Genomic DNA, 25,287 nt, shown 5'->3' with positions numbered 1-25,287 from the left:
GATGAGAAACAGTCAAATCAAATGCGATTGTGGTTTCGCCGTCTACCGCAGTACGCGCGATTGCCGCTTGACTCGCGGCGTCGCCGAGCGCTATCCGGATGGCTCGGTGGAGATAGTCCTACCTCTGCAATTGGTTGTTATCGACGAGCGCCCTTCTCAAGGGTCGGCTTACTACCGGACCAGTTCGAAGAAAGTACCTCAATGTCGCATCAGGGAGGGCGAAACAGCGGTGTCGAAGTGGCGGATCGATGATCAATCGGCGCTCAATCTTTTTGCTGGTCAAGCTAGTGCCGAGGCCGAGCTTCCCGGCGATCTCTTCGAACGCAAGCCGTGTACTCCAGACTCGGTTTGGGCCAGTAGAAGTGCAACCTCTCGGATGTATGGCGCAAGAGCATCTTTACGCGATTTCGGCACGCGTCCAGCACGGTACGCACGCCTTTTTCGAAAAGCCTGAGCAACATTTCCAAGCTGAGGGTCCGCTTTACGGTTCCTTTTATGAGGGCCAATTTGATTTCCTTCGCGATGACGATGCATTCCGAATGCCGGAACTTCGTCGGAACACAGCGCTTTGGGACAACCAGGCGGACGAGGACGGCACGTGCATGACGGTACCAATCGTGTCGAGAAGCGTCTACCAACTCAAGCGCGCCATTGATGAGACCGCAATGTTCACCCGGGCATGATTCGGGCGAGACCGAGGCCCGGCCGAATCGTTAAAGAATCCGAATTGAATCGCCGATCCGGGGAGCGCACGCGCTCGCGATCATGACGTCCCCCATGCAAGGAGAAACAAGCATGCGTCTACTGAATCGCACACGAGTCATCGTCGTCGGCGGCGGGCCGGCCGGCGCGGCATTCCTCGCCGCGATTACGAGGCGTTCGAGCGCCCGACGCCCGCAGCGCCGTCTCGCCATCGTTCCCGCGGCGCGACGAACGTCCTGTGGCGCGCCGTTCGCGATGCGCGAGCAGATCGACAGCCTGGCGCTGTTAATGCTCGATGAGTTCAATTCAACGGGATGAAAATGCCCGACCTCGCAGGATGCGTGTGTCGCGAAACTCGATGTCGATCGATTGCCACGTAAGGAGGAGACGATGCTATCCGTTCACGAGGATTGCAATCTGACGAACCATCGCAACGAGAACGATTGGATACCCGATCGGATTAGCCTGCGCAACGCGTGGCTTCCACTTGCCCATACGTTTGAGATCAGCGAACGGGTTTCGCGCTGGCATATTCGATCGGAACCGTACTACCTCTGGCGAACGGGTGGTCGCATCCACACATCCCAGTGGCATCCCGAATTGCCAATCTCAAAACGTCCCCCGTCGCATCGGCAGGAGCACGCGGAACATTGCCCGGTGATCGAACGATATGGCTATGTATGGATTTGGTACGGCGATCCCGAGGCCGCAAGCGACACCTTTCTCCCAGATGTGCCGTTTCTGCCGCGCGATGGCGGTCTGCCCAAATATATGCAGGGCAACATCCGTTTCAATTGTTGCGCGCCTCTCCTGATCGAAAATCTGCTGGATTTGACGCACTCGGATTTCCTGCACGCGAAGGTGTTTGGTAACGAACGGTCCGATGAGGATCGGATCGACGTGCGTTATACATCTGAAACGGTGACGATGATCCGCCGCTGCAAGAACAAGTCGGTGATACCAATCATGCGTTGGTTCGGTGGCGTGCGCGCGAAGTATCAGGACGTTCATGCGGTGATTCATGTGCATGTGCGCAGTTCGATTGCGCTCGCGTATGGTCGCCACATTCCGGGCAGCGATCTGCCCTTGTTCCATCCGTGCGTGCCCGAGTCGGGCAACCACTGTCGGCTCAATTTCGCATTGAATGCGACGGCATCGCCGTGGCCGTTGCGCCTCATATTGCCATTCATGCCCTATGTCGTTGGGCCTCAAGACAACAGTATGGTTGATAGGCAACGTGGTCGCTACCTCGAATCTGGCGAGCGTCGCGATCTTTTCTCGCGCTTTGATCAGGCCGGTCTGCGCTATCGAATTCTGCTGCAGCAACTCGCGAAACGGCAGAGAGAAGGGGATTTCGCATACGCGGATGACGCACTGCCGAATCAGGACGCGCGCGATATCCTCGGAATGCCCTGCCTATAGTTCAGGGAGAGCACCGGATAGCTTCCGAACGACATGCGCTCGCATTTGTCGCCCCATGAGCAACGGAAGCGCCAGGTCTTTGGCGCCGGTGGCGGAGACGTAGAGACAGAGGCCGCCGAAATCGGCCAGCGTGTACGGTTTGCCGGGTGTTCGTGGCGATCGTGGTCATCATGTTCGCCGGCATCCCGTTCATCCCGGTCAATTTCTCCACGATCAAGTTCGACACGACCCGCTCCGAGCAGTGCCAGGTCAAAGTCCCGCAGCCAGCGGACACGGGCTGGGGCACGTCGTATACCGCGCTTAACAACCAGAGCGCGCTGGTGCTCGTCTGGTGGTTCTTCATGCACGCCATCTCGAAGGCCGTCACCGGGGCAGCCGTGGCGGCGATCCCGTGCGGCACCAACCTGCGCCAGATCCGTATGGACGTGGATGCCACCCGTATCAACGACCCGGTGCTTGCCCAGGAGGTCGCCGACTTCACGCACGACTGCTACGGGCCGTCGCGCGCCAAGCTCTTCATGAACCGGCCCACGCTGTCGGACGCGCAGATGAACGACGTGATCTGGATCGGCTCGAACTACTTTCTCTACACGGGCGGCTTCTACGACACCTGTCATTCGAGCGCGTTGCGCACGGCCTGGCCCTACGATGCCAGCCGCGACGCGGGGTTGGCTCAGGTGGACAGCGGCGGCGGGTATCCGACGTGCCGGCAATGGTGGTCGGATGGGCGCCAGGGGCTGCGCAGCCGTTTGCTGGCGCTGGTCGATCCCGACTTGCTGACCCGTATCGGGAAATGGGCCGGCTTCCTGACGCGGGCAGAGGTCGACGACTCGGTGATCCGGGCGATCGTTTCTCCCCAGCAGCAGAAGATGAACCAAGGGCAGGTCTACGCGGATTACGGCGGCCAGGTGGGCATGACGTTGCCGAACGTGGTGACGCGCGGTGCCGGCGACGTGGGGCTGGCCGTGGGCTCGCTGGGCTTTTTTCCGGCGATGGACGTGGTGCGTGAGGCACTGCCGATGGTGCTGTCGTTTCTGAAGATCAAAGAAGTGACCCGCCGCTCAATCGTCGTCGGATACGTGCGGATCAATCCGCCAGTTGCTCTTGTCGTAGAGGCCGAAGCCGTTGGGGCCTTCCCGCCACTCAGGTTGCGGATCATCCTGATCCAAGCCACCGTGCTCCGCAAGCCAAGCTGCTACGACTGCAAATACCAGCAACAGTGCCAGCCAAAAGACGGCGTAGAACAGGATGGCCACCACGCCGAGCTTGACGATCCACAGCGTGGTAGTAGCGCCGCCGGCGGGCATCCCCTGAGCCACCAGCCAGGCCACAGCTTCGCGCTCACGGCGGACGTAGGCACGCCACATCCTGCCTAACCAGCGGCCGAGGCGTTCTGCGTGGCTGCGATGGGTCTTCGTGCTCATGGCTCTCGTCACCTGCTACATGCGTGTGGGCTATGCCAGTTTGCTCCAATCGGTTCTGCTAATGGCTTCAATGCGTTCCATACCTGCCTCAGAACACTTCGTCATCAGGTTCCACCGGGCCGGGATCAGGCTCCACGGCGACACGATAGGTATCGACGAAGCGTGGCCAATCCGCATGGTCAATCAGGTCGATGTCCTCAATAACCCTGACCATCGCCTCGGCACGGTCGAACAAGGCGATGCTCGCAGCGGGGTAGTTGTTGCGCGATGGGTAGAGCACGCCTGCGAACAGCGGAAAGCCTTCGTCGCCGAGCATCGCATGCGCCTGAGCGGACACCTGCTGCGTGTGGGTGTAGTCGCGGCTGGCCAACTGCTCCAGATTCAAGCCGAAGTAGCCCGCCATGACGCCCGGGGCCGTGAGGTCCGCGAGGCGCAGGTCGTCCAGAACACCCACGGCGCGCACCAGTCGGCTCTGAACTTCTTTCAGCGCGATGGCGCGCTTCGTGTCCGCGAGCCATTGGTGTTTGTGGAACACCGATTCCATCAACGCCGTGGGCAGGTCGCGGCCCAAGTAGAGCACACCGTAGCTCCGTGCGGGGTCGTCGTAGCGGTTGGTGCCGTCGCGGCCGTAGTACAGCGGGTCTCCCCGATACGCAACGCGGCTTACGTGCTGAAGCAGTTCACCGGCCTCGATCGGGAACGACGGCAATTTAATACTCACTCCAACCTCGTCTCAATGAGCGTGCACGCCCAGCACGTTGAACACCGCCCTGGCGACGTCGTCGATCGAGCCGGCCGTCACCGCATCCACCGGCGAACGCCAGCCCAGGCCTTCGAGCGGCTCGGACAGCGCACGGTAGATCGTCCAGTTGTCGATGCCTTCGACTTCCTGGAGCACGGCCTGCGTCAACTGTTGTTTCACTGGGTCGAGCTGCCAGTCGGGCAGCTTCTGGCCGCGCGGCCCCACGTTCAACGCCAGCAGCCGACGAGCGTCGATGTCCTTGTAGATTTGCTGGCGCGACTTGTCCGCCAACTTGGCGAACTCGGCGAGCGGCAGATTGTGCGGCTGCTCGAAGGCTTCCAGCATCGCGGCGCGACCACGCTGGATGTCAGTTGCGCCAGGCGTCCAGCGCGTACCGGCACGCAATGCAGCCGCCTTGCGTGCCAAGGTTTGCTCCACCGTCTCCGCTTCCAGGTTGGCAGGCAGTTCGACCGCTTCCACGCGCTCATGCACGAACGCCTGAAGCTCGGCCGCAAAGGCACGGGCGTCCCGGATTTCGACGGTCGTGAAGAAGCGATGTACATCTTCCACCGTGACGCGCGGCAGGTGGTCGGCAATGAATTCAAGGGTCTTGGGCATGGTCGTCTCCCGCAGGCAGGATTGAAACACGAGAACCATTCTAATCTCCTTTGTCTCGTTTGTCAACTTTGTAAAATTGCGGATTTCCTCCGCGACCCGACCGTCATCGACAGGGCGGACGCGGCACTCGCGCAGCATAGGACGGCTCCTCGCGCCTGAGCGCCGGCCAATCCGATCGGGGCCATCCCACATTGATGGTGGAACCACCTTCCGGGTTGCCCTATACCCAAAAAGTTGAAGGTCAAAGGGCTGGCAAGGGGCAAGGGAACGGGGGGCAAGGGGAAAGGCCCTACCCGAAAGGGCCAAAAGACTCCCCCGCCAGTCCATCACCGGGATTCGCCATGCTCTCGCTGTTCCACTGCAAAAAGGTTCCGCCGGCCGCCAGCGCGCCGTCGGCACGGCCCATCGAGCCATCCAAAGGGCTGACGCGGCCAGAGCTGGCCGCGTCGCTGCTGGCGACGCCGCGGCGGCAGCGGCTACTGGAACACATCTGGCAACGCACGTCCGTCTCACGCAGCCAATTCGCCGCGCTGTACCGCGCGCCGCTGGAGCGCTACGCCGAGTTGGTCCAGCAGTTCCCCGCATCGGAAAGCCACCATCACGACTACCCCGGCGGCATGCTGGATCACGGTCTGGAGATCGTGGCCTATGCACTGAAGCTGCGGCAGTCCCATCTGCTGCCGGCCGGTGCCACGCCGGAAGCGCAGGCCGCCCAAGCCGAGGCGTGGACTGCCGGCACCGCCTATGCGGTGCTGCAGCACGATATTGGTAAGGTGGCCGTCGATCTGCACGTCGAGTATGGCGACGGCGTCGTCTGGCATCCTTGGCACGGCCCGCTGTGCCGGGCGTACCGCTTCCGCTACCGCCCTGAACGCGAATACCGCCTGCACAGCGCCGCCACCGGCCCGTTGTACGCTCGCGTGGGTTCTGCTCCAGGCCCGGCATGATCACCAGTGCATACCGGAAAAGCTGGTTGAACCAGGTGCGTACCTTCTCGGCGACGGACGGCGCGCCGCGCTTTTCGATACGACCGACGATCTCGAGCAGATCAACACGGGTGACGTTATAGATCGACTGCTTGCGCAGAAGGGGGAGGATGTTCTTTTCGAAGATGCGCGGGATCATCGCGAGCGTGGTCTGCCGACCCATTTTGAGGCGTCCGTGTTCGCGGCGGAACGTGAGCCACTTTTCGTACACCGCCTCGAAGGTGTTCCGCTCGACTTGAGTGGCGATGTGCCGATCCTTTTCTCGTTGCCGCTGCGGGTTGATGTTCTTGGCCACCAGCGCCCGTGCATGATCGCGGCGGTTGCGGGCCTCGCGCAGGCTGATCTCCGGGTAGGTTCCCAGGGACATCCGCTTCTGACGGCCCTGCCACGTGTAGCGGAAGTGCCAGGACTTGGCGCCTGTTTTCGAGACTGCCAACGAGAGGCCATCGAAATCGGGGAGGGTGTAAGCGTTTCCGGTGGCCTTGGCCTGCCGGACGGCCATGTCAGTGAGTGCCATCTCTGCTCCTGAACAGAGTCAGGAGTCAGATACTCATCCCATGGCTCGCTTGACCCCAGCAACAATCCGGACTCGAACCCGACCGCTTTGGTGGACTGGCGGATGGACCAAATCAGTCCAGCAGTAGGGGGATTTCGATGGATTTCGCTGGAGGACTGTCGAGGAAAAAACCTTTATCGACAGCAGCTTATGGAAATCGGTGGATATCCATGGAAGCTCAAGTGGAGCGGGCGATGGGAATCGAACCCACGTCATCAGCTTGGGAAGCTGAGGTAATGGCCATTATACGACGCCCGCAAAATGAATAATTCTACAGGGTTTGACGGGAGAAATGCAATGGGCCGGCCGCCGTTCGATGCATTGCCGCCGTTATCACCCGACGGGCATCGTCCAGCGCCATCACGCGCTGCGCACACGTCCGCACGAGCGGCGCCGCGCGCCCAGATCGATTTCCGCGAGCAGGCGAGACGCATCGCGCCCGCCGCCCTCCGCGTCACACGGTCAATATCACGCTCCCCGTCGTCTTCCCCGCTTCGAGCGCCGCGTGCGCGCGCGCCGCTTCGCTCAGCGCGTAGCTCGAGCCGATCGGCGCGACCATTCCGTCGGCAAGCACGTCGAGCAGATCGCTCGTGCCGCGCGCATACAACCGAGGATCGTTCGCGTACGCAAGCGAGCTCGGCCGCATCAGGCCGATCGAACGCGCGAAGCCGAGATCCTCGACGCGCACGGGTGGAATCGGCCCCGCCGGCTGACCGAGGCTCGCGACGACGCCGAACGGACGAACGACGCGCAGCGTCTGCGCGACCATGTTCCCGCCGATGCCGTCGATCGCCAGATGGACGCCACGGCGCTCCGCGATGCGCACCGCTTCGTCGGTCCAGCCCGGATCGGTATGGAGCAGCACGTGATCGGCGCCTGCCGCGCGCGCCAGCTCGATCTTGCCCGCCGAGCCTACCGTGCCGATCACTTGAGCGCCGAGCCGCTTCGCCCATCGCACGACGATCTGTCCGAGTCCGCCCGCCGCCGCGTGCACGAGAATCCAGTCGCTGCGCGTCGTCGGATGCACTTCGTGCAGCAGCATGTGCGCGGTGAGGCCGCGCAGCATCGAGCTGCCCGCCGCCTCGAACGACAGCGCATCGGGAATCCTGACGAGCCGGCTGGCCGGCAGCACGCGCGACTCGGCGTAAGCGCCGATCGGCGCGCCCGCATACGCGACGCGGTTGCCCGGTCGCAGCCGCGTCACCTCGCTGCCTACCGCTTCGACGACGCCCGCGCCTTCGAAACCGAGCACGGCGGGCCGCGACGCGACCGTATACAGCCCGCTGCGGAAATACGTATCGACGAAGTTCACGCCGATCACCGATTGCCTGATGCGCGCGTCGAGCGGCCCCGGATCGGGAACGTCGAGTTCGATCGCCTTCAGTACTTCGGGGCCGCCGGTTTGCGTGATCGCCATCGCAAGCGTCATGGTGTTTTCTCCAACGTGATGAACAGAGAAGGGGGAGCCGGGCGCGGATCCATGCGCCGAATCGAAACCAAGGTTATGGCTCGATGCGATCCGGTGTAAATTCCCCGGATCTGCACTGTGTCTGTGGAAAATCGCACCGATGTTCGATTGGGAAAACCTGCGGCATTTTCTGGCGGTCGCCCGAGTCGGCACGCTCTCGGGCGCGGCGCGCGCGCTCGGCGTCGATCATGCGACGGTCGGCCGGCGCGTGACGATGCTCGAAACCGAATTGCAGGTGCGGCTCGTCGAGCGCTTTCCGCGCCATTGCGCGCTGACGGGCGCGGGACGGCGGATCTTCGAGATCGCGTCGGCGATGGAGGCGGGCGCGTTCGCGATCGAGCGCACGATCCAGGCGGAGCGCTCGCAACTGGCGGGTGCGGTCGTCGTCAGCGCGCCGCCCGTACTTGTCACGAACTTCTTCGCGAAGGCGACGACTGCGTTTCGCGAGCGCTATCCGGGCATTCAGCTCGCGCTGTCGGGGCAGGCGCAGAGCGTGTCGCTGAGCCGGCGCGAGGCGGACGTCGCGGTGCGGCTCGTGCGCCCGAAGGAGGCGGGCAACGTCGTGCGCCGCATCGGCGCGATGGAGTTCGCGCTCTATGCGGCGCGGCGCTATCCGTATCTGCAGGAGCCGGCACGCTGGGAATTCGTCGGCTACGACGATCAGTTCGACGACATGCCGCAGCAGCGATGGCTGAAGAAGATCGCAGGCAAGCGGGCGATCGCGTGCCGGCTCGGCGACATCACGAGCCAATACGCGGCGACGCGCGCCGGCGCCGGAATCGGGATGCTGCCGCGCTTTCTGCCGGCCGCGGGCGACGATCTCGTCGAGCTCGACGTCGACGCCGAGCCGTTCGTGCGCGATATCTGGCTCGTCGTGCATCGGCAACTGAAGGCGTCGCCGCCGATTCGCGCGGTGATGGATTTCATCGTCGAGCGGGTGCAGGGCACGCCCGCGCTGCAGCGTTCGAGCGCGACGGCGCGTTGATCGCGCGGCGGGCGCGCCGGTGGATGCGTATGGGATCGGTCGTGCTCGCGCGCGCCGCTCGTCGCTTGCCGTCCAAAGTCCAAAACGCTTGGCGGTGCGCCGCGCGAGCGTATGATCGTCCCGACTTCGAACGAAATCTGGAGCGAAACCGCCGCGCCATGTCCGATTCACGCCGCCCGCCTTCGAACCTGTCGTCCGCGATGCGCGCCGCCGCGACGCCCGTCGCGGCCGAGCTCGTCGACGCGGCCGTTCGCGCGTTGTCGCGCGCCGATGCGCTGCTCGTCACGGCGGGCGCGGGCATCGGCATCGATTCCGGGCTGCCGGATTTCCGCGGCGCGGAAGGATTGTGGCGCGCGTACCCGGCGCTCGGCGATGTCGGCTACGCGTTCCACGAATCCTGATGTTCGACGATGCCGGTTGGCTCGGCGCGCGCTACGACGCGCAGCACGATGCGCTGCGCGGCTGGCTCGCGCGCGCGGGGCGCGTGGCGGTGGTCGAAATCGGCGCCGGCACCGCGGTGCCGACGGTGCGCTTCTTCAGCGAACGCATCGGCGACGACGTGATCCGGATCAACGTTCGTGAAGCGCACGCGCGGCGCGGCGACGTGATCGGATTGCCGGGCGGCGCGCTCGAGACGCTGCGCGCGCTCGACGCCGCGTGGCGGCGGGATTCACGCTCGACTGCGCGCGCGACGGCTGTTGCCGTGCGGGTGCTTCGCGCGGTCGCGAGCGGCGTGGGCCACGCGCGTCGGCGCGTGCGGTTGCCGGCCGGTGGGCGAACGATCGACCGGATATCGGCGGCGATCCGGGCGCTGCCGGGAAAAACGAAAGAGGCCATGCTGCGCGCATCGCCTCTCTTGATCGTCTCGAACGTCTGCTCGTCCGCGTTCGGCCCGCGTCACCGGATTCTTCTCGCGGCGCGGCGTCGCCCGCCGCCGAGCGGGGGGCAGCCGGTCAACTCGTCAGGGTTGCGCGACGAGCCCCTGAACCAGGTCGAGCGCCTGCGGCGAGCCCAATCCCGTCACGTAGTCGTAGCCGCCGCTCGCGGTGCAGATCGTTCCGCAACTGCCGTTGGCGCCCGACGTGATGTCATGATAGTCGCTGCCGTATGCGGACTTGCCGACCGTATAGAGCTGGTTGTACGAGCCGGCGAGCTTGCCCTTGCCGGCCGCGGCGCGCATCGAGTTCGCGATCGCGAAGAGCGCCGCCCATTGCGGCGCGCCCGCGCTCGTGCCGCCTACGACGAACCAGCCTGATTGCCCCAGGTAGGTGACGGAGTCGTACACCGCGAAGCCCGAGCCCGGATCCGCGTCGTATGCGACGTCGGGCACGCCGCGGCTGCCGGCATACGGAATCGGCCACAGCGCCTGGCCCGACGGCTCCGGCTCGTATGTGCCGACGCCGCCGCCGCCGCTCCACGCGGTTTCGCCGACGTAGTTGCCGGATGCGTCGACGGCGAGCGTCGTGCCGCCGACCGCGACGACGTACGGCGACGCAGCCGGATATTCGGTGCCGTTGCCGCTGTCGCCGGACGATGCGACGAACGTGACGCGCGACGGCGCGCTGAAGTGGCTGTCGTAGCCCGTTTCCGAGCTGAATTCGCTGCCGCCGAAGCTCATCGACACGACGGATGCGCCCGCGCCGACTGCCGCGTCGACCGCGGTCATCAGATCGTTGAAGCCGTTCGACGCCGCCTCGACGAGCACGATCTTCGCCTTCGGCGCGATCGCGTGCACCCATTCGACGTCGAGCGACATCTCGAGCGACCAGCCGGCGTCGGCGCGCGGCTTGCTGCCGCTCGCGTAGAGCTTCCTGAAGCAGCCGTTCGACGTCGTGCAGGGCGGCAGCGAGAAATTCTTGCTGAAGACGCCAAGATCGGATTCGATCTTCGGATCGTCGTATGCGTCGACGATCGCGACGATCATGCCGTCGCCCTGGTTCGCGATCGAGTCGAAGCCGTACGCGTGCCGCACGGTGGCGGGCGCGAGGCCCGAGACGGTCGTCGCCGAGAAGCGCGCCGGATTCGTGTGGAACGGCGGCCGCGCGAAGCCTATCGGCACGCGAGTGCCCTCGACGTACGACGGCGGGTGCGCGGGGCCCTGCGCGAGCGAGGCTGTCGCCGCGAATGCCTGAATGCAGGCGGCCGTTATCAGGATGGACAGCAAGGGTTTGTTTTTCATGCTGTATTCTCCATATCAATAAATGGAGTGGTCTGTTTGAATTCTACGAACCGGAAAGGTTTTTTGAATAAAAAAATCGGCATGCCGAGGGATTTCCCGAGCCTGTTTCCAAGCACTGAAAACGGGCATCGTTGCCACCGTCGAATCAACGGGGAGACCAGGCCGGGTGGGGGAAGGCCGCCGAGCCGGGCGAGCGCGCGGCGAATCGGTCGAATCGGCAGCATCGGCCGATTCGGCCGATTCGACCGATTCGCGCATTCGACATCCTGCGTAACCCGAGCCGTTCGTTCTTAAATAATCCGAATAATTGATTTTTTTGTGTTTATCGTTTTCGTTTTATTCGGCTTGTTGAAAATAGAACGAACGGAAGTTTTATTTGGAGTTTTACGTCATGGCGACGGAGCCGGATTGGCGAAGAGACGAAGCGGCCGACAGGCGAAACGACGCAGCACGTTCCGGCCGGCCCGCCGATGCGTGCCGATGCGCGCCGAGCAGGCCGATTGCCGGGCGTGCGGAAATCCGCATAAAGTTGAGCATGTGCGTCGCCGGCCGGGCGCGTCCGAAGCCGCGAAGCCATGCAGCCGCGCAACTGCGTCGGCATGACGCCGGGCTCGGGCCCGGCAAGCGTCGCGCCAATCTTCTCCGTCACGCGTGGGGTGCCGCCTTGTTCTATTCGATCGTCGCGATTTTCGTCGGCGCCGGGCTCGGCGCGTTGCTGCGCTGGTTCCTGAGCATCGGCCTCAATGCGCTCCTGCCCGAAGTGCCGCTCGGCACGCTCGCATCGAACCTGATCGGCGGCTATCTGATCGGCATCGCGGTGGTCGCGTTCGCGACGCGGGCGGGGCTGCCGCCCGAATGGCGGCTGTTCGTGATCACGGGCTTCATGGGCGGGCTCACGACGTTCTCGACGTACTCGGTCGAAGTGATGACGCACGCGGTTCAGGGCGAGTTCGGCTGGGCGCTCGCCGTGGCTGCCCTACACTTGATAGGTTCGTTCACGTTGACGGGGCTCGGCATGTGGACCGCGCGGGCATGGCTCGCGCCGGCCTGATCCGGCGTCGGGGGAGGCGGCTATGGACGGGATCTTTCTGCGTTTCTACGTACACGAGAATCACCGGCTGCACTGGAAGCCGCTCTGGGAGTGGCTGCTGGAGGAGGCGAACCGGATGGGCGTCGCGGGCGGCTCCGCGTTTCGCGCGATGGCGGGGTTCGGCCAGCACCGGGTGCTGCACGAGGACCGCTTCTTCGAGCTGCAGGGGTCGCTTGCGATCGAGGTCGAATTCGTCGTCACGGAAGACGAGGCGCGGCGGCTCATCGAGCGCGTGTCGCGCGAGAAGGTGCGCGTGTGCTACGCGACGATTCCCGCGCGTCTCGGCGTGATCGACAATCTCGGCGACGGCGCGCCCGGCGCCGCGCCGCCTGCCGCATAGCGCTTGCCGCCGGTCAGATGCCGAACAGCGTGAGCGACACCGCCGCGCGCGTGACGATCATGATCAGCACCTGAACGATCACGAACAGCAGGATCGGCGACAGGTCGATGCCGCCCAGATGCGGGATCAGCCGGCGCAGCGGGTTCAGGAACGGCGCCGTCAGTTGATACAGGATCGCCATCGCGGGGGAGCGCGGGTTCAGCCACGACAGCAGCGCCATCAGGATCGTGAGCCACAGCACGAGATTGAGCGCCCACTTGACGACGGTCAGCAGCGCGACGACGAGGATCGTCGGGATGATCGACAGCGCGTCGACGCCCGCCATCGTCACCATCAGCGCGACGTAGACGAGCGACGTGACGACGGCCGCGACGATGCTCGCCCAGTCGACGCCGCGCACGCCCGGGACGATGTGCCGCAGCGGCAGCACGAGCCAGTTCGTCACCTGCAGCACGGCCTGCGTGACGGGGTTGTACGGCGGCACGCGCACAGCCTGCAGCCAGACGCGCAGGATCAATGCGGCGCCGAACAGCGTGAAGATGGTATTGAGCAGAAAACGGGCGATCTCGCCGAACATCTTTGAATCCTTTTCGTTATCCAGTCCAGTCGGGTAGCGTGCCGACGCCGCCTTCGGGCGGCGTGCATCGGGCGTCACCTTATCACGGCTCGTCGCGGGCGGGGCGCGCGAGGTCGAGCGAACGGGCGAGCGATGCGTCGAGCGCGTGCTCTAGCGCGTCGAGTGACGGGGGCGGCGACGCGCGCCTGCGCGCGAGCGCGACCGCGCGGCGGGTGTGGAGCGCGTAGAACGCCGCGTGGTCGCCGCCGCGCGATTCGAGCAGCGCGAGCTGCCGCTCGACGATGCCGACGTCGCCGCGCGACACGGGCCCGGCGAGCGCGTTCGCGAGCCCCTTGTCGCGCGCGGTCTCGATCGTGCCGGCGAGCATCGGCAGCAGCGCGCGCAGCGCCTCGTCCTCGGCGAAGCCGAGCGCGCGCCACAGCTCGACGCATTCGGCGAGGTTGCAGAGCGCGAAGCTCGCCGCGTAGTTCGCGGCCGCGTGGTAGAGCATCCGGCCGCCCGCCGGGATCGACAGCGGATGGCAGCCGAGCGCCGCGGCGAGTGCGGCGAGCACGTCCTTCAGCGCGCCGTCGGCTTCGATCGTCACCGAGCACCCGTCGATTCGCGCGAGATCGGCGTCGCCGCCGCCGAACAGGTAGAGCGGATGGAAGCCGCCCGTCGCCGCGCCTTGCGCGCGCGCGGGATCGAGCAGGTCGACGCCCGACGCGCCGCTGCAATGGACGAGCGCCTGGCCGCCGGCGCGCGCGGGGGCGAAGCGCAGCTCGGCGGCGATTCGGCCGAGCGCGTCGTCGGGCGTGGTGACGAAGATCAGGTCGGCTGCGTCGACGACTGCCTGCGGCGTATCGAGCGCGGCGCAGCGCGTGCGGCCGCGGTCGGCGTCGGAAGCGGCGTGCGGGGCGGCACGCGCGGCGGCGGCGTGCGCGGCTCGCTCGGCGTCGATTTGCGCGGCGAGCGCGGCGGCCGACGCGCTTGAGCGGCTCGTGATCGCCGCGACGTCATGCCCGGCGCGCGCGAAGCGGCGGGCAACGCAGCGGGCGAGGCGGCCGGCGCCGATGAAGCCGATGCGGGGCGTAGCGGAAAGGGACATGGAAGCGATCCGTCATCTGCGGTAAACCATCAGTATCGCGTATTCGGCCGTGACGGCGTTCGGTCTGGCCCCAAATATGCATCGATGACGGGGGCGGAGCATGCGGCGGCGTCCTTCCGTGTCGCGCCGTCCGCATACTGTCTCTAATTTGTAATCGTTCATTACCGCGCGCCGAACGAGCGGCGCGGCGGCGTCCGCGGCGGCGCCCGCGATGTCTCGCGATCCGCCGAACGGCCGCCGGACCGCGCCCGCGCCGCCGTGCCGCAGAGCTTTGTGCAATTGCAATTTGCAACAAATGGGCGTGGCTCGCGATTCCGGATTTCGCTACATTCGTCTCATACGGCAAGGATGCCGTCGCTGTCGATACGGCGAGCGCCGCCGCCCGCCGTCAGGAGAACCAAAGTGAAAAAGCTCATTCCGTTGATCGCCGTCGCAGCACTGGGCCTCGGAGCTGCGAGCGCCGCCCAGGCGCACGTGTCGATCGGTGTCGGCATCGGGGTGCCGATCGCGCCGGCGTATCCGGTCTACGCGCCGCCGCCGCCCGTTTATTACGCGCCGCCTCCGCCCGTCGTCTACGCGCCAGCGCCCGTGTACTACGGGCCGCCCGCCGTCGTGGTCGGCGGCGGCTATTACGGCTACGGCCGTCCGTACTGGCACCATCACCGCGGCTACTACGGCCGTCCGTACTGGCGCTACTGATTGATGACGTCGACGCGCCGCCTGGCGGGCGGCAGCGTCTGACGCTGCGGCGCGTCACGGCGAAGTCCGTGCCGCGCCGTTTTCTTTTCCGGTTGCTGCGCGAGTCGAGCGAAGCTGGGACAATGGCCGCTTCCTTGTCCAATGCGTTTTCGCACTCGCTGCCATGCCTGTTCAATCCGCCTCCGACCTCGTTCTCCCGACCTTCGACGACGTGACCGACGCAGCCGCCCGGCTCGCCGGCGTCGCGCATCGCACACCCGTCCTCACGTCCAGCACGGCCGATGCGCGCACGGGCGCGACGGTCTTCTTCAAATGCGAGAACTTCCAGCGGATGGGGGCGTTCAAGTTCCGCGGCGCGTACAACGCGATCTCGCACTTCGACGCCGAGCAGCGCCGCGCGGGCGTGCTCACGTATTCGTCGGGCAACCATGCGCAGGCGATCGCGCTCGCCGCGCGTCTCGCGGGCATTCGCGCGACGATCGTGATGCCGCACGACGCGCCGGCCGCGAAGGTCGCGGCCACGAAGGGCTATGGCGGCGAAGTCATCACCTACGATCGCTATACGGAGAGCCGGGAGGAGATCGGCGCGCGGCTCGCGCAGGAGCGCGGCATGACGCTCGTGCCGCCTTACGATCATCCGCACGTGATCGCCGGGCAGGGGACGGCCGCGAAAGAGCTGATCGAGGAAGTCGGCGAGCTCGACATGCTCGTCGCGCCGCTCGGCGGCGGCGGGCTGATGGCGGGCACTGCGCTGTCGGCCGCCGCGCTGTCGGCGGGCTGCGCGGTGATCGGCGTCGAGCCGGAGGCGGGCAACGACGCGCAGCAGTCGCTCGAGCGCGGCGAGGTCGTGCGCATTCCGGTGCCGCGGACGATCGCGGACGGCGCGGCGTCGACGCACGTCGGCGCGTACAACTTTCCGATCCTTCAGCGGCTCGTCAAGCGAATCGTCACGGCGAGCGACGCGCAACTCGTCGACACGATGCGTTTCTTCGCGGAGCGGATGAAGATGGTCGTCGAGCCGACCGGCTGCCTCGGCGCGGCCGCGGTGCTCGACGGCGTGCTGCCCGTCGCGGGCAAGCGTATCGGCGTGATCCTGAGCGGCGGCAACGTCGATCTCGCGCGCTACGGCGAGTTCCTGCGCGGGTGAGCGTGGATGCGGACGGCTGGCGGCGTGCGTTGCCGCGCCGGCCGGAATGCGTTGCGTCGATTCAGGATTGCGGCGCGCGCCTGACCCGATCGGCCGGCGCGCGCGGGCGAGCCGTGCCGCGCGCGCACGCTCACCGACGCGCATCGCGCCGCCCGCCCGCGAGGGCGGCGAGCCGCGCCGCATTGCATCAAGCCGCCGCGTTCAGGATCAGGTCGCGATAGCCGCCGACGATCACGCTGTACGAGAAGTACGCAAAAAGCAGCGCCGACACGACGTGGCACGCGCGCATCAGCCCCGCGCCCGCGCGCTTGCGGCCCTGGCTCGCGAGCGTGCAGAGGAAGAGCGTCCACGCGAGCCCGCCGAGGAAGAAGCCCGACAGGAACACCGATGCGGTCGCGGGCGTCGTCGCGCCGGCCTTCGCGATCAATGCGCCGCCGACCGCCGCGAACCACAGGATCGCCGACGGCGACGACATCGCGAGCAGCATCCCGCGCGCGAAGTTGCGCCACGTGCCCTTCCGGGCAAGGGCGGCGGGCGCATCGTCGCCGATGTCGCGCGCCGGCTCGGGAAGGAGCGCCTCGCGCGCCATCTTCCAGGTGAGGAACAGCAGCGCCGCGCCGCCGCCGAGCCACACGACCCAACGCACGGCCTCGAACTGCAGCAGCACGGCCATGCCGGCGAGCGCGAGCGCCGCATAGACGAGATCGCCGACGCACGAGCCGACGCCGAGCCAGAAGCCCGGTTTGAATCCGTGCGACAGCGTGAGCGACAGCATCGCGACATTCACGAGGCCGATGTCGAGACACAGGGAAAGCGACAGGAAAAAGCCGTCGGACAGCATCGACGTGGGGGTGAAGCTCATCATGTGCGGTTGTTATTGAACATGTTCGACGCGCGAGCGTTCACGACAGGCCGATTTCGGTCCACAGACGATCGACGCGCGCTTTCACGGCGGCGTCCATCTCGATCGGCTGGCCCCATTCGCGCTGGGTTTCGCCCGGCCACTTGTTGGTCGCGTCGAGCCCCATCTTCGAGCCGAGACCGGCGACGGGCGACGCGAAGTCGAGATAGTCGATCGGCGTGTTCTCGACGAGCACCGTGTCGCGCGCCGGATCGACGCGCGTCGTGATCGCCCAGATCACTTCCTTCCAGTCGCGCACGTTCACGTCCTCGTCGACGACAACGATGAACTTCGTATACATGAACTGCCGCAGGAAGCTCCAGACGCCGAACATCACGCGCTTCGCGTGCCCCGCGTAGCTCTTCTTCATCTGGACGATCGCCATCCGGTAGCTGCAACCCTCGGGCGGCAGATAGAAGTCGGTGATCTCGGGGAACTGCTTCTGCAGCAGCGGCACGAACACCTCGTTCAGCGCGACGCCGAGCACGGCCGGCTCGTCGGGCGGTTTGCCGGTGTACGTCGAGTGATAGATCGCGTCGCGGCGCATCGTGATCCGCTCGACCGTGAAGACCGGAAACCACTCCTGCTCGTTGTAGTAGCCGGTGTGGTCGCCGTATGGGCCTTCGAGCGCATGCTCGTAGCCGGCCGCGGCGCCCGCCGTCGGCCTCGGCGGCGCGCCTTCCGGCGCCGGTGCGGGCGCGCCCCGCTGCGGATGAATGAAACCTTCGAGCACGATCTCCGCGCGCGCCGGCACCTGCAGCGTGTCGACGCCGGGCGTCAGGCATTTCGCGAGCTCGGTGCGCGCGCCGCGCAGCAGGCCTGCGAACTGGTATTCGGACAGCGTGTCGGGCACGGGCGTGACGGCGCCGAGCGTCGTCGCCGGATCGGCGCCGAGCACGACGGCGACGGGATAGGATTGGCCCGGATGCTTCAGCGCGAATTCGCGGAAGTCGAGCGCGCCGCCGCGATGCGCGAGCCACCGCATGATCAGTTTGTTGCGTCCGATCAGTTGCTGCCGATAGATGCCGAGATTCTGGCGCGTCTTGTTCGGCCCGCGCGTGACGGTGAGGCCCCACGTGAGAAGCGGCCCGGCGTCGCCCGGCCAGCAGGTCTGGATCGGCAGCTTGTGCAGATCGACGTCGTCGCCTTCCCAGACGATCTCCTGGCACGGCGGCGCGGACACCGTCTTCGGGCCCATGTCCCACACGGCCTTCGCGAGCGACAGCAGCTTGCCCGCGTCCTTCAGGCTCTTCGGCGGATCGGGCTCCTTGAGCGCCGACAGCAGGCGGCCGATGTCGCGCAGCGACGCGAGCGCCGCGTCGTCGGCGGCGTCGACGCCCATCCCGAGCGCGACGCGCCGCGGCGTGCCGAACAGGTTGCCGAGCACCGGAAACCGGTAGCCGGCCGGCGCGTCGAACAGCAGCGCGGGACCGCCGGCGCGCAGCACGCGGTCGCAGAGCTCGGTCATTTCGAGGACGGGCGACACGGGTTGCGTGACGCGCCGTAATTCGCCGCGCTGCTCGAGGCTGTGAATGAAATCGCGTAAATCTTTGTATTTCATGAAGGATGTCCAGGCCGCGCGCGACAGGCGGCGGCGGTGGGGGCTGGGCACGGAGCACGCCCGAACGAGCGCCGATTTTACCCGGCCGGACGGCCAGGCGATGAAAACGTAGAAAATGGCGGCGGATCCGAACGCCAGACGGCATGCGGTTTCCGATTCCGATCCGTAACAAATCATTACTTTTTGTTATGAAATTGCATTTCTATAGTGTTGACGATCTATAAAACCCTGCTAGAATCCGCTCACATTGGTTGCAGGCCCCTGTAGTTGAACCATCAATCCCCGGCCCTATAGACGCAGCGCGTCGCCGTCCGCCGATACCTGCACGGCCTTCTGACGGTCTGTTTGTTGTCCTAGCCAGCGCCCAGTCGACGCTGGTTTTTTGCGTAGGAGCCTCGCGCGTCCGCCTGCCGCAAGTGCAGGCCCTGTTTCGACGTGGCTCCGAACGGTACTTATACCGTTTCTCCGATACCGAGGCGGTCCGACCAAGACGCTCGGTGTCTTGATTCCGCGGCAGCGCGCCATGTCTCGCTTCGAGCGCCGAGCGAGCCGCACGAATCATGTCCGTGGAGGATCTGAATGAACGCTTGGTTAACGTGGCGTCCCAATGAGCGGCATGCGCAGATGTTGCGCGCAGCGCTGCGTCGCGGGACGCGTGTCAGTCACCATCTATTCAGCGTGGTCGGTTGCTGCGCGGTCGCGATCGCGCTGGCGCTGTGGCTGCTGCCCAATGTGCGCGGCACGCTCGCGGCCAAAGTGATGCCGTTCGTGTCGGCCGCGGTCCAGGCCGGTCCTGCGCGGCTGCTGAGCGGCCATCCGCTGCCGACTTTCGGCCCGGCGAACGCCGACGAGAGCGAGTCGATCAATGCGGACGCGTCGCCTTCGACGGCAGCTACCCCGGCCGACGCCGGCGCGACGTTCGACGCGACGCGCATCAGCCCGTCGCCCGTGTCGCTCGCGAAGCTCATTCCGACGCAGCGCGTCGCCGCCGACGCGCGCGACGACCGCGCGCTCGCGTCGAACCGCGAACAGGCGCTCGTCGCCACCTATCTCGCGCGCCGCTACCGTGTCGCGCAGGAGCCCGTCGGCCAGCTCGTGAAGGCGGCGTTCCAGACGGGCCGCGACGTCGGGCTCGACCCGCTCCTGATCCTCGCCGTGATGGCGATCGAGTCCGGCTTCAATCCGTATGCCGAAAGCGGCGTCGGGGCCCAGGGGCTGATGCAGGTGATGTCGAAGGTTCATTCGGACAAGTTCGAGTATTTCGGCGGCACCGACGCGGCGCTGCAGCCGGTCGTCAACATCCAGGTCGGCGCGCTCGTGCTGAAGGACTGCATCGCGCGCGGCGGCTCGCTCGCGGGCGGGCTGCGTCTGTACGTCGGCGCGACGACGCCCGACGACGGCGGCTACGGCGGAAAGGTGATCGGCGAACGCGACCGGCTGCGCGATGTCGCGCGCGGCCGCAAGGTGTCGATCTATGCGTCGCAGCAGCCGGCGCAGGGCGCGGTGACGACGGTGTCGACTTCGGGCGCGACGCAAAAGCGCGTGCGCACGACGCTCGACGGCGCGCACCCGCTGACGATCAAGGCTGCCGCCGCGCCGAAGGCGCCGCAGCAGGACGACGCGAGCGTCGACACGACATCGAAGCACGAAGCCTCCGCCTCGGAGCTCGGCACCTGACGACGCGGATCGGCGCGTGCCGGAGCGGTTGGCCGCCTCGGCTGCGATGGCCGCCGGGCATCGAAGACTGGGAATCATTGAAAAAGCCGGGTCCTGCGTTGAGCGGGACCCGGCTTTTTTTCGTTTGGGCGAGCGGTGTTTGCAGTATGGTTTTTTTGATGCAACTAACGGCAAGTTTGAGCAGCCGCTGTTGCGGCGGATGGTTATGGCTCGTCGCGCTTGGTGTGGGGCGGGTTCCCGGATTACGCTGAAGTCCGGGGCCGAATCTCAAACCGCATACGCCGACGCCATGCCCGAACGCCGAAGCGTGGCGCTGAGGCGTTGGACGAACGCCGCGCCGCGCGAGACCGGCCGCAACGGACGTCGGCCTCCAGCGCACCGGCTGGAGGCCGAGTGGACGGCGGCGAGGCGTCCTTCCGTCCTATCGACCGAACAGCTTGCCGAGACGCTCGACCGCCTCTTCGAGCCGCGAGTATGCGGTCGCATAGGACAGCCGGATATAGTCGCGCGGCGCATGAACGCCGAAATCCATCCCCGGCACGAGCACGACGCCCGCGTCGTGCAGCATCGCGCTCACGAGCGCGGCGCTGTCTCCCGACGACGGATGCGCGACGCCGCCGCATTGCGCGTAGACATAGAACGCGCCGTCGGGCATCACGGGCACCTTGAAGCCGAGCGATTCGATCGCCGGCACGATGAAATCGCGGCGGCGCTTGAATTCGGCGCGGCGCGCCTCGTAGATCGCGAGCGTGTCCGGCTCGAAGCACGCGAGCGCCGCGTGCTGCGCAAGTGCGGACGGGCAGATGAACAGGTTCTGCGCGAGCTTCTCGAACGTGCCGACGAGTGCCGGCGGCACGACGAGCCAGCCGAGCCGCCAGCCCGTCATGTTGAAGTATTTCGAGAAGCTGTTGACGGTGACGACGTCGTCGCCGAACGACAGCGCCGACACGGGCGCGCCGTCGTAGCTCAGGCCCTGGTAGATCTCGTCGACGATCGAGAAGCCGCCGCGTGCGCGAACGGCGTCGACGATCCGGCCGAGCTCGGCGGGTTCGAGCGACGTGCCCGTCGGGTTCGACGGCGACGCGAGCAGCACGCCGCGCGTGCGCTCGCCCCAGCGCGCCTTCACGTCGTCCGCGGTCAATTGGAAACGGGTTTCCGGGCCGCTCGGCACGAGCACCGCGCGGCCCTCGGCGGTCGCGACGAAGTGGCGGTTGCACGGATACGACGGGTCGGGCATCAGCACTTCGTCGTCGCGGCCGACGAGCGCGAGGCACGCGAGCAGCAGCGCGGCCGAAGCGCCCGCCGTCACGACGATGCGCTCCGGCTCGATCGCGAGCCCGTACGCACGCGCATAGTGCGCGGCGATCGCCTCGCGCAGCGGCGCGATGCCGAGCGCGCCCGTGTATTGCGTGACGCCGCGGCGCAGCGCTGCGGCGGCCGCGTCGACGACGGGCTCGGGCGCCGTGAAATCCGGCTCGCCGATGCTCATATGGATGACGTCGCGGCCTGCGCGCTCGAGCACGGCGGCCTCCTTGACGATTTCCATCACGTAGAACGGCTCGATCGCGTCGACGCGCGACGCGAGTCTCAGGAGCGAATCGGCAGCGGCATTCATCGTCGAATCAAAACGGTGGGGAAGGTGAAAAGCGGGCGCGCGCCGCGCGCCCGCGAACGGAGGATTACGCGTTGCGCCGCGCCTGCGTTTCGGCCGGGCGCAGCTTGACAGCCAGCTTGTCGAGCACGCCGTTGACGTACTTGTAGCCGTCCGAGCCGCCGAACGTCTTCGCGAGCTCGACGGCTTCGTTGATGATCACGCGGTACGGCGTTTCGATCTGGTGCGTGAGCTCGTACGTCGCGATCAGCAGCACCGCCCGTTCGACGGGCGACAACTGATCGATCGGACGGTCGAGGCTCGGCGAGATCGCCTCGGCAAGCGTCGCATGCTCGCGGATCACGCCATGCAGGATCGTGTCGAGCAGCGTCTTGTCGGCCTTGTCGTAACCCAGCGCGCCGCGCAATTGCGCGTCGATCTCGCCCGGCGCCGCGTTCGACAGCAGCCACTGATACAGGCCCTGCGTCGCCAGCTCGCGCGATTGTCGGCGGGCGCTCTTCTTCATGCGCGCTCCTCTTCGTCTTCGTCGTCCTCGTCCTCGTCCTCGTCTTCGTCCTCTTCGTCGTCGCTCAGTTGATCGAGCGTCATCGTGAGGTTCGCCATCTCGATGGCGACGCGCGCGGCATCGCGCCCCTTTTCGGTCATCCGCGCGATCGCCTGCTCGTCGGTCTCGGTCGTGAGCACGGCATTCGCGATCGGCGTGTTGAAGTCGAGCGCGATGCGCGTGATGCCCGCGCCGCTCTCGTTCGACACGAGCTCGAAGTGATACGTCTCGCCGCGGATCACCGCGCCGAGCGCGATCAGCGCGTCGAACTGGTTGCTTTCCGCGAGCTTTTGCAGCGCGAGCGGGATTTCGAGCGCGCCCGGGACGGTCACGAGCAGCACGTCTTCGCCGGAGACGCCGAGGCGCTCCAGCTCTTCGACGCATGCGTCCGCGAGGCCGTTGCAGACAGGCTCGTTGAAGCGCGATTGAACGATGCCGATACGCAGGCCATCGCCTTCGAGGTTCGGTTGATATTGTCCGATTTCCATATTCTTTCCGTAGAGTGGATGAGCGGTGATAGGGGCTGCAGCACAGGCTGACAACAGTACGGCGATGACGCGAAACCCGCTATGCGGCGTCGGACGCGGACGTTGCGCTCCCCGGCATCGGCGCGAAGCCGGTGACTTCGAGCCCGTAGCCCGACATGCTGCCGAGCTTGCGCGGATTCGACAGCACCTGCATCTTGCCGACACCGACGTCGCGCAGGATCTGCGCGCCGATGCCGAACGTCTTGAAATCGACCGGCCGGCGCTTGAGCTCGGCCGCCTTTTCCTTCTCGTCGAATGCGAGGAACACGTCGACGAGATGCTCCTTCGTGTCGCCGCAATTCAGGAGCACGATCACGCCGAGCTCACGTGCGGCGATTTCCTTCATTGCGGCGTCGAGCGTCCACGAGTGGGTCGACACGCCGGTCTCGAGCAAGTCGAGCACGGACAGCGGCTCGTGCACGCGCACGGGCGTCTCGTCGTGCGGCGCGGGCGTGCCGCGCACGAGCGCGATGTGCGGCGAGCCAGTCGGGTGGTCGCGATACAGCACCGTCTTGAACGGGCCGTGCGCCGTCTGCATCGTGCGCTCGGCGACGCGCTCGACGATCGATTCGGTGCGGCTGCGGTAGTGGATCAGATCGGCGATCGTGCCGATCTTCAGGCCGTGCTCCTTGCCGAATTCGAGCAGGTCCGGCAGGCGCGCCATCGTGCCGTCGTCCTTGATGATCTCGCAGATCACGGCGGCGGGCGTGAGGCCCGCGAGCGCCGTCAGATCGCAGCCCGCCTCGGTGTGGCCCGCGCGCACGAGCACGCCGCCCGGCTGCGCCATGATCGGGAACACGTGGCCCGGCTGCACGATGTGCTCCGGACGCACGTCGTGCGCGACCGCGGTTGCGATCGTGCGCGCGCGGTCCGCGGCCGAGATGCCCGTCGTCACGCCTTCGGCCGCCTCGATGCTGACCGTGAACGCGGTGCCGTACTGGGTGCCGTTGCGATACGTCATCAGCGGCAGGTTGAGCTGCTTGCAGCGCTCCTGCGTGAGCGTGAGGCAGATCAGGCCGCGGCCGTAGCGAGCCATGAAGTTGATCGCTTCCGGCGTGACGAACTCGGCGGCGAGCACGAGGTCGCCCTCGTTCTCGCGGTCTTCTTCGTCGACCAGGATCACCATCCGGCCGGCTTTGAGCTCGGCAATGATGTCGGGCGTGGAGGCGAGCGTCATAAAAAGATCAGGGGGAAGGGAAAGCGCGTATTTTACGCCACGCGCGGCGGGTTTTAGCCGGACGCGGCGTGACGGGCGGCCGCGTTGGCCGGATGGCCGATGGCGGGGCGCCGGGCGGCGCGTCCGGATCGACGGGCAGCGGCCTTTCGGCGGGCGCCGGCGGATATTGGCGCGGTATCCGGCGCGTTTTCCGGTGCGTTTTCCGGTGCGGTAAGAGACGGTTTCATAAAGACTGCTGGGCTCGCCGCAGGGTATTCCAGCAGATCAGGCAGCAGCCGAGTTTGAGGAACGCTTCGTGAATGTCGGCGCGACGTTCAAAGCGAATACGTAGACGGCGGAAATGATGCAGCCAAGCATGAGTACGTTCGACGACCCAACGGACTTTTCCAAGGCCACTACCGTGCGGCTGACCGCGCCGCGCGATGCTGGTGGGGATGTTGCGCTCGTGAAGGATGCGTCGGTATTTGTCGTGGTCGTAACCACGGTCGGCGTAGACGCGGGCAGGACGGCTCAGAGGCCGTCCACGCACCCCGCCGATCGGCACAATGGCCTCGATCAGCGGAACCAGTTGGGTGACGTCGTTACGATTGGCGCCGGTCAGGATTGCCGCGATCGGCGTTCCGTTGGCGTCGGTGGCGATGTGGTGCTTCGACCCGGGTCGAGCTCGATCGGTGGGGTTCGGGCCAGTTTTTCGCCCGCCCCAACCGCACGAATCGACGATGAGTCGACGACCACACGGGAGAAGTCGATCTTCTCGGCTGCTCGCAGTTTCGCCAGCAGCACCGCGTGCAGTCGATCCCACACACCGGCTTGCTGCCAATCGCGCAGCCTGCGCCAACAACTTACGCCTGAGCCGCATCCCATTTCGGACGGTAAGTCGCGCCAACGAATGCCCGTCTTCAGCACAAAAAGGATGCCCGTCAAAGCCGCACGGTCCGCTACCGGCTTGCGACCGGGGTACTTGAAGCGGCGCGGCTTTGGCGGAGGTAGCAGTGCTTCGATCAGTGCCCACAGTTCGTCATCAATGATTGGCTTACCCATCTCCTTGGCCCGTCTGTCACGACGGCCAAGGTTAACAGGATGCTGAAAAAGTTAACAGCCCCTTGGACTCTTTTTGAAACCGTCTCTAAGGGCGCAGCGGTTGCGGCGCGGCGGTCAGGCGCGAAGAGGGCCGAAACGGGGCCCAAAGATGCCCCAAGCAGGCCACACGCAGGCCCCAAACGAGGCCCCGAAAAACGGGCCCGAAAAGGCGCAAATGCGCGGGCC

General features: G+C 66.1%; 25 protein-coding genes, 1 tRNA gene and 3 pseudogenes. 12 read left to right on the top strand and 17 right to left on the bottom strand.

Features of this window, described 5'->3' with window-relative positions:
- The first annotated feature begins 1 nt into the window (after position 1).
- The 4 genes and pseudogenes from WS92_RS35205 to WS92_RS24465 form a co-directional block, all read left to right on the top strand.
- On the top strand, positions 2 to 454 hold the full coding sequence (locus tag WS92_RS35205) for a hypothetical protein (RefSeq protein ID WP_141668087.1): 453 nt from the start codon (positions 2 to 4) through the stop codon (positions 452 to 454).
- A gap of 341 nt (positions 455 to 795) precedes the next feature.
- The gene (locus WS92_RS24475) at positions 796 to 1,020 is read left to right on the top strand and encodes a hypothetical protein (RefSeq protein WP_231755915.1); all 225 of its coding nucleotides are present in this window, start codon (positions 796 to 798) and stop codon (positions 1,018 to 1,020) included.
- 72 nt (positions 1,021 to 1,092) lie between these two features.
- On the top strand, positions 1,093 to 2,124 hold the full coding sequence (locus WS92_RS24470; protein WP_015602061.1) for an aromatic ring-hydroxylating oxygenase subunit alpha: 1,032 nt from the start codon (positions 1,093 to 1,095) through the stop codon (positions 2,122 to 2,124).
- 143 nt (positions 2,125 to 2,267) lie between these two features.
- Positions 2,268 to 3,167, top strand: a pseudogene (locus WS92_RS24465) (conjugal transfer protein TraG N-terminal domain-containing protein); the annotation flags it as partial.
- Positions 3,168 to 3,185: 18 nt separating this feature from the next.
- Here WS92_RS24465 and WS92_RS33250 read toward each other — a convergent pair.
- From WS92_RS33250 to WS92_RS24455, 3 genes are all read right to left on the bottom strand, one after another.
- Positions 3,186 to 3,548, bottom strand: a complete 363-nt coding sequence (locus WS92_RS33250; RefSeq protein WP_075644962.1) for a DUF3742 family protein — start codon at positions 3,546 to 3,548, stop codon at positions 3,186 to 3,188.
- Between the two features lie 88 nt (positions 3,549 to 3,636).
- A complete protein-coding gene (locus tag WS92_RS24460; protein WP_059931374.1) occupies positions 3,637 to 4,269 on the bottom strand; it encodes an RES family NAD+ phosphorylase in 633 nt (210 codons plus the stop codon).
- 12 nt (positions 4,270 to 4,281) lie between these two features.
- A complete protein-coding gene (locus WS92_RS24455; protein WP_059931396.1) occupies positions 4,282 to 4,908 on the bottom strand; it encodes a hypothetical protein in 627 nt (208 codons plus the stop codon).
- Between the two features lie 341 nt (positions 4,909 to 5,249).
- On the opposite strand from WS92_RS24455, the pseudogene WS92_RS24450 reads away from it, so the two are divergent.
- Positions 5,250 to 5,831 (top strand): annotated as a pseudogene (locus tag WS92_RS24450) (TraI domain-containing protein); the annotation flags it as partial.
- Here WS92_RS24450 and WS92_RS37295 read toward each other — a convergent pair.
- The 3 genes and pseudogenes from WS92_RS37295 to WS92_RS24440 form a co-directional block, all read right to left on the bottom strand.
- Positions 5,830 to 6,411: pseudogene (locus WS92_RS37295) on the bottom strand (Arm DNA-binding domain-containing protein); the annotation flags it as partial. The pseudogenes WS92_RS24450 and WS92_RS37295 overlap by 2 nt on opposite strands.
- Positions 6,412 to 6,633: 222 nt before the next feature.
- Positions 6,634 to 6,708: transfer RNA gene (locus tag WS92_RS24445), tRNA-Gly, on the bottom strand.
- 196 nt (positions 6,709 to 6,904) lie between these two features.
- Entirely contained in the window at positions 6,905 to 7,879 is a 975-nt protein-coding gene (locus tag WS92_RS24440) for a quinone oxidoreductase family protein (protein WP_059931378.1), read from the bottom strand.
- Positions 7,880 to 8,018: 139 nt separating this feature from the next.
- On the opposite strand from WS92_RS24440, the gene WS92_RS24435 reads away from it, so the two are divergent.
- Both WS92_RS24435 and WS92_RS36800 read left to right on the top strand, forming a co-directional pair.
- A complete protein-coding gene (locus WS92_RS24435; protein WP_015600309.1) occupies positions 8,019 to 8,903 on the top strand; it encodes a LysR family transcriptional regulator in 885 nt (294 codons plus the stop codon).
- Between the two features lie 158 nt (positions 8,904 to 9,061).
- Positions 9,062 to 9,304: a Sir2 family NAD-dependent protein deacetylase gene (locus WS92_RS36800; protein ID WP_015600372.1), complete on the top strand. Its 243-nt coding sequence runs from the start codon at positions 9,062 to 9,064 to the stop codon at positions 9,302 to 9,304.
- Here the strand turns inward: WS92_RS36800 and WS92_RS36795 are convergent.
- Positions 9,283 to 9,492 carry a hypothetical protein gene (locus WS92_RS36795; RefSeq protein ID WP_231755916.1) on the bottom strand — a complete coding sequence of 70 codons (210 nt, stop codon included), beginning with the start codon at positions 9,490 to 9,492 and terminating at the stop codon, positions 9,283 to 9,285. The genes WS92_RS36800 and WS92_RS36795 overlap by 22 nt on opposite strands.
- A 372-nt stretch (positions 9,493 to 9,864) precedes the next feature.
- The gene (locus WS92_RS24420) at positions 9,865 to 11,082 is read right to left on the bottom strand and encodes a S53 family peptidase (RefSeq protein ID WP_059931382.1); all 1,218 of its coding nucleotides are present in this window, start codon (positions 11,080 to 11,082) and stop codon (positions 9,865 to 9,867) included.
- A gap of 664 nt (positions 11,083 to 11,746) precedes the next feature.
- On the opposite strand from WS92_RS24420, the gene crcB reads away from it, so the two are divergent.
- Positions 11,747 to 12,133 (top strand): fluoride efflux transporter CrcB, encoded by a 387-nt coding sequence (gene crcB, locus WS92_RS24415; protein ID WP_004522284.1) that lies wholly within the window; start codon positions 11,747 to 11,749, stop codon positions 12,131 to 12,133.
- 22 nt (positions 12,134 to 12,155) lie between these two features.
- On the top strand, positions 12,156 to 12,512 hold the full coding sequence (locus WS92_RS24410; protein WP_006025568.1) for a DUF190 domain-containing protein: 357 nt from the start codon (positions 12,156 to 12,158) through the stop codon (positions 12,510 to 12,512).
- A gap of 13 nt (positions 12,513 to 12,525) precedes the next feature.
- On the opposite strand, the gene WS92_RS24405 is transcribed toward WS92_RS24410, so the two are convergent.
- The gene (locus tag WS92_RS24405) at positions 12,526 to 13,089 is read right to left on the bottom strand and encodes a YggT family protein (protein ID WP_009917458.1); all 564 of its coding nucleotides are present in this window, start codon (positions 13,087 to 13,089) and stop codon (positions 12,526 to 12,528) included.
- A gap of 82 nt (positions 13,090 to 13,171) precedes the next feature.
- Positions 13,172 to 14,176 carry a Rossmann-like and DUF2520 domain-containing protein gene (locus WS92_RS24400; RefSeq protein WP_059931384.1) on the bottom strand — a complete coding sequence of 335 codons (1,005 nt, stop codon included), beginning with the start codon at positions 14,174 to 14,176 and terminating at the stop codon, positions 13,172 to 13,174.
- Positions 14,177 to 14,578: 402 nt separating this feature from the next.
- Between WS92_RS24400 and WS92_RS24395 the strand changes: the two genes are divergently transcribed.
- Together WS92_RS24395 and WS92_RS24390 are read left to right on the top strand one after the other, a co-directional pair.
- Positions 14,579 to 14,875 (top strand): hypothetical protein, encoded by a 297-nt coding sequence (locus tag WS92_RS24395; protein WP_009913340.1) that lies wholly within the window; start codon positions 14,579 to 14,581, stop codon positions 14,873 to 14,875.
- A 163-nt stretch (positions 14,876 to 15,038) separates the two neighbouring features.
- Positions 15,039 to 16,022: a threo-3-hydroxy-L-aspartate ammonia-lyase gene (locus WS92_RS24390; RefSeq protein ID WP_015601167.1), complete on the top strand. Its 984-nt coding sequence runs from the start codon at positions 15,039 to 15,041 to the stop codon at positions 16,020 to 16,022.
- Positions 16,023 to 16,209: 187 nt separating this feature from the next.
- On the opposite strand, the gene WS92_RS24385 is transcribed toward WS92_RS24390, so the two are convergent.
- Positions 16,210 to 16,884, bottom strand: coding sequence for a LysE family translocator (locus WS92_RS24385; protein WP_059931398.1), 675 nt, complete (start codon positions 16,882 to 16,884; stop codon positions 16,210 to 16,212).
- Positions 16,885 to 16,924: 40 nt separating this feature from the next.
- A complete protein-coding gene (locus WS92_RS24380; RefSeq protein WP_059931386.1) occupies positions 16,925 to 18,484 on the bottom strand; it encodes a UbiD family decarboxylase in 1,560 nt (519 codons plus the stop codon).
- A gap of 579 nt (positions 18,485 to 19,063) precedes the next feature.
- Here WS92_RS24380 and WS92_RS24375 point away from each other — a divergent pair.
- A complete protein-coding gene (locus WS92_RS24375; RefSeq protein WP_015600530.1) occupies positions 19,064 to 20,161 on the top strand; it encodes a lytic transglycosylase domain-containing protein in 1,098 nt (365 codons plus the stop codon).
- Between the two features lie 421 nt (positions 20,162 to 20,582).
- Here the strand turns inward: WS92_RS24375 and WS92_RS24370 are convergent, their stop codons facing one another.
- The 5 genes from WS92_RS24370 to WS92_RS33220 all read right to left on the bottom strand — a co-directional run bounded on the left by WS92_RS24370 (position 20,583) and on the right by WS92_RS33220 (position 25,062).
- A complete protein-coding gene (locus WS92_RS24370) occupies positions 20,583 to 21,776 on the bottom strand; it encodes a pyridoxal phosphate-dependent aminotransferase (protein WP_015601166.1) in 1,194 nt (397 codons plus the stop codon).
- 64 nt (positions 21,777 to 21,840) lie between these two features.
- The gene (gene nusB / locus WS92_RS24365; RefSeq protein WP_006025577.1) at positions 21,841 to 22,278 is read right to left on the bottom strand and encodes a transcription antitermination factor NusB; all 438 of its coding nucleotides are present in this window, start codon (positions 22,276 to 22,278) and stop codon (positions 21,841 to 21,843) included.
- Positions 22,275 to 22,805, bottom strand: a complete 531-nt coding sequence (gene ribH, locus WS92_RS24360) for a 6,7-dimethyl-8-ribityllumazine synthase (RefSeq protein WP_015601516.1) — start codon at positions 22,803 to 22,805, stop codon at positions 22,275 to 22,277. The genes nusB and ribH overlap by 4 nt, the downstream gene beginning before the upstream one ends.
- Positions 22,806 to 22,884: 79 nt before the next feature.
- Positions 22,885 to 24,021: a bifunctional 3,4-dihydroxy-2-butanone-4-phosphate synthase/GTP cyclohydrolase II gene (ribBA, locus tag WS92_RS24355; protein WP_006025579.1), complete on the bottom strand. Its 1,137-nt coding sequence runs from the start codon at positions 24,019 to 24,021 to the stop codon at positions 22,885 to 22,887.
- Between the two features lie 223 nt (positions 24,022 to 24,244).
- Positions 24,245 to 25,062, bottom strand: a protein-coding gene (locus tag WS92_RS33220; RefSeq protein ID WP_085954781.1) for an IS5 family transposase whose coding sequence is annotated in 2 segments (ribosomal slippage) — positions 24,245 to 24,714 and positions 24,714 to 25,062 — 819 coding nt in all. Because the reading frame shifts where the segments join, the coding sequence is not laid out codon by codon here.
- Positions 25,063 to 25,287: the final 225 nt, after the last annotated feature.

The organism is Burkholderia sp. MSMB1588, assembly GCF_001546925.1.
GTDB lineage: Bacteria > Pseudomonadota > Gammaproteobacteria > Burkholderiales > Burkholderiaceae > Burkholderia > Burkholderia humptydooensis.
The sequence above is the reverse complement of the archived record's forward strand: the minus strand, read 5'-3'. Positions and strand labels throughout refer to the sequence as shown.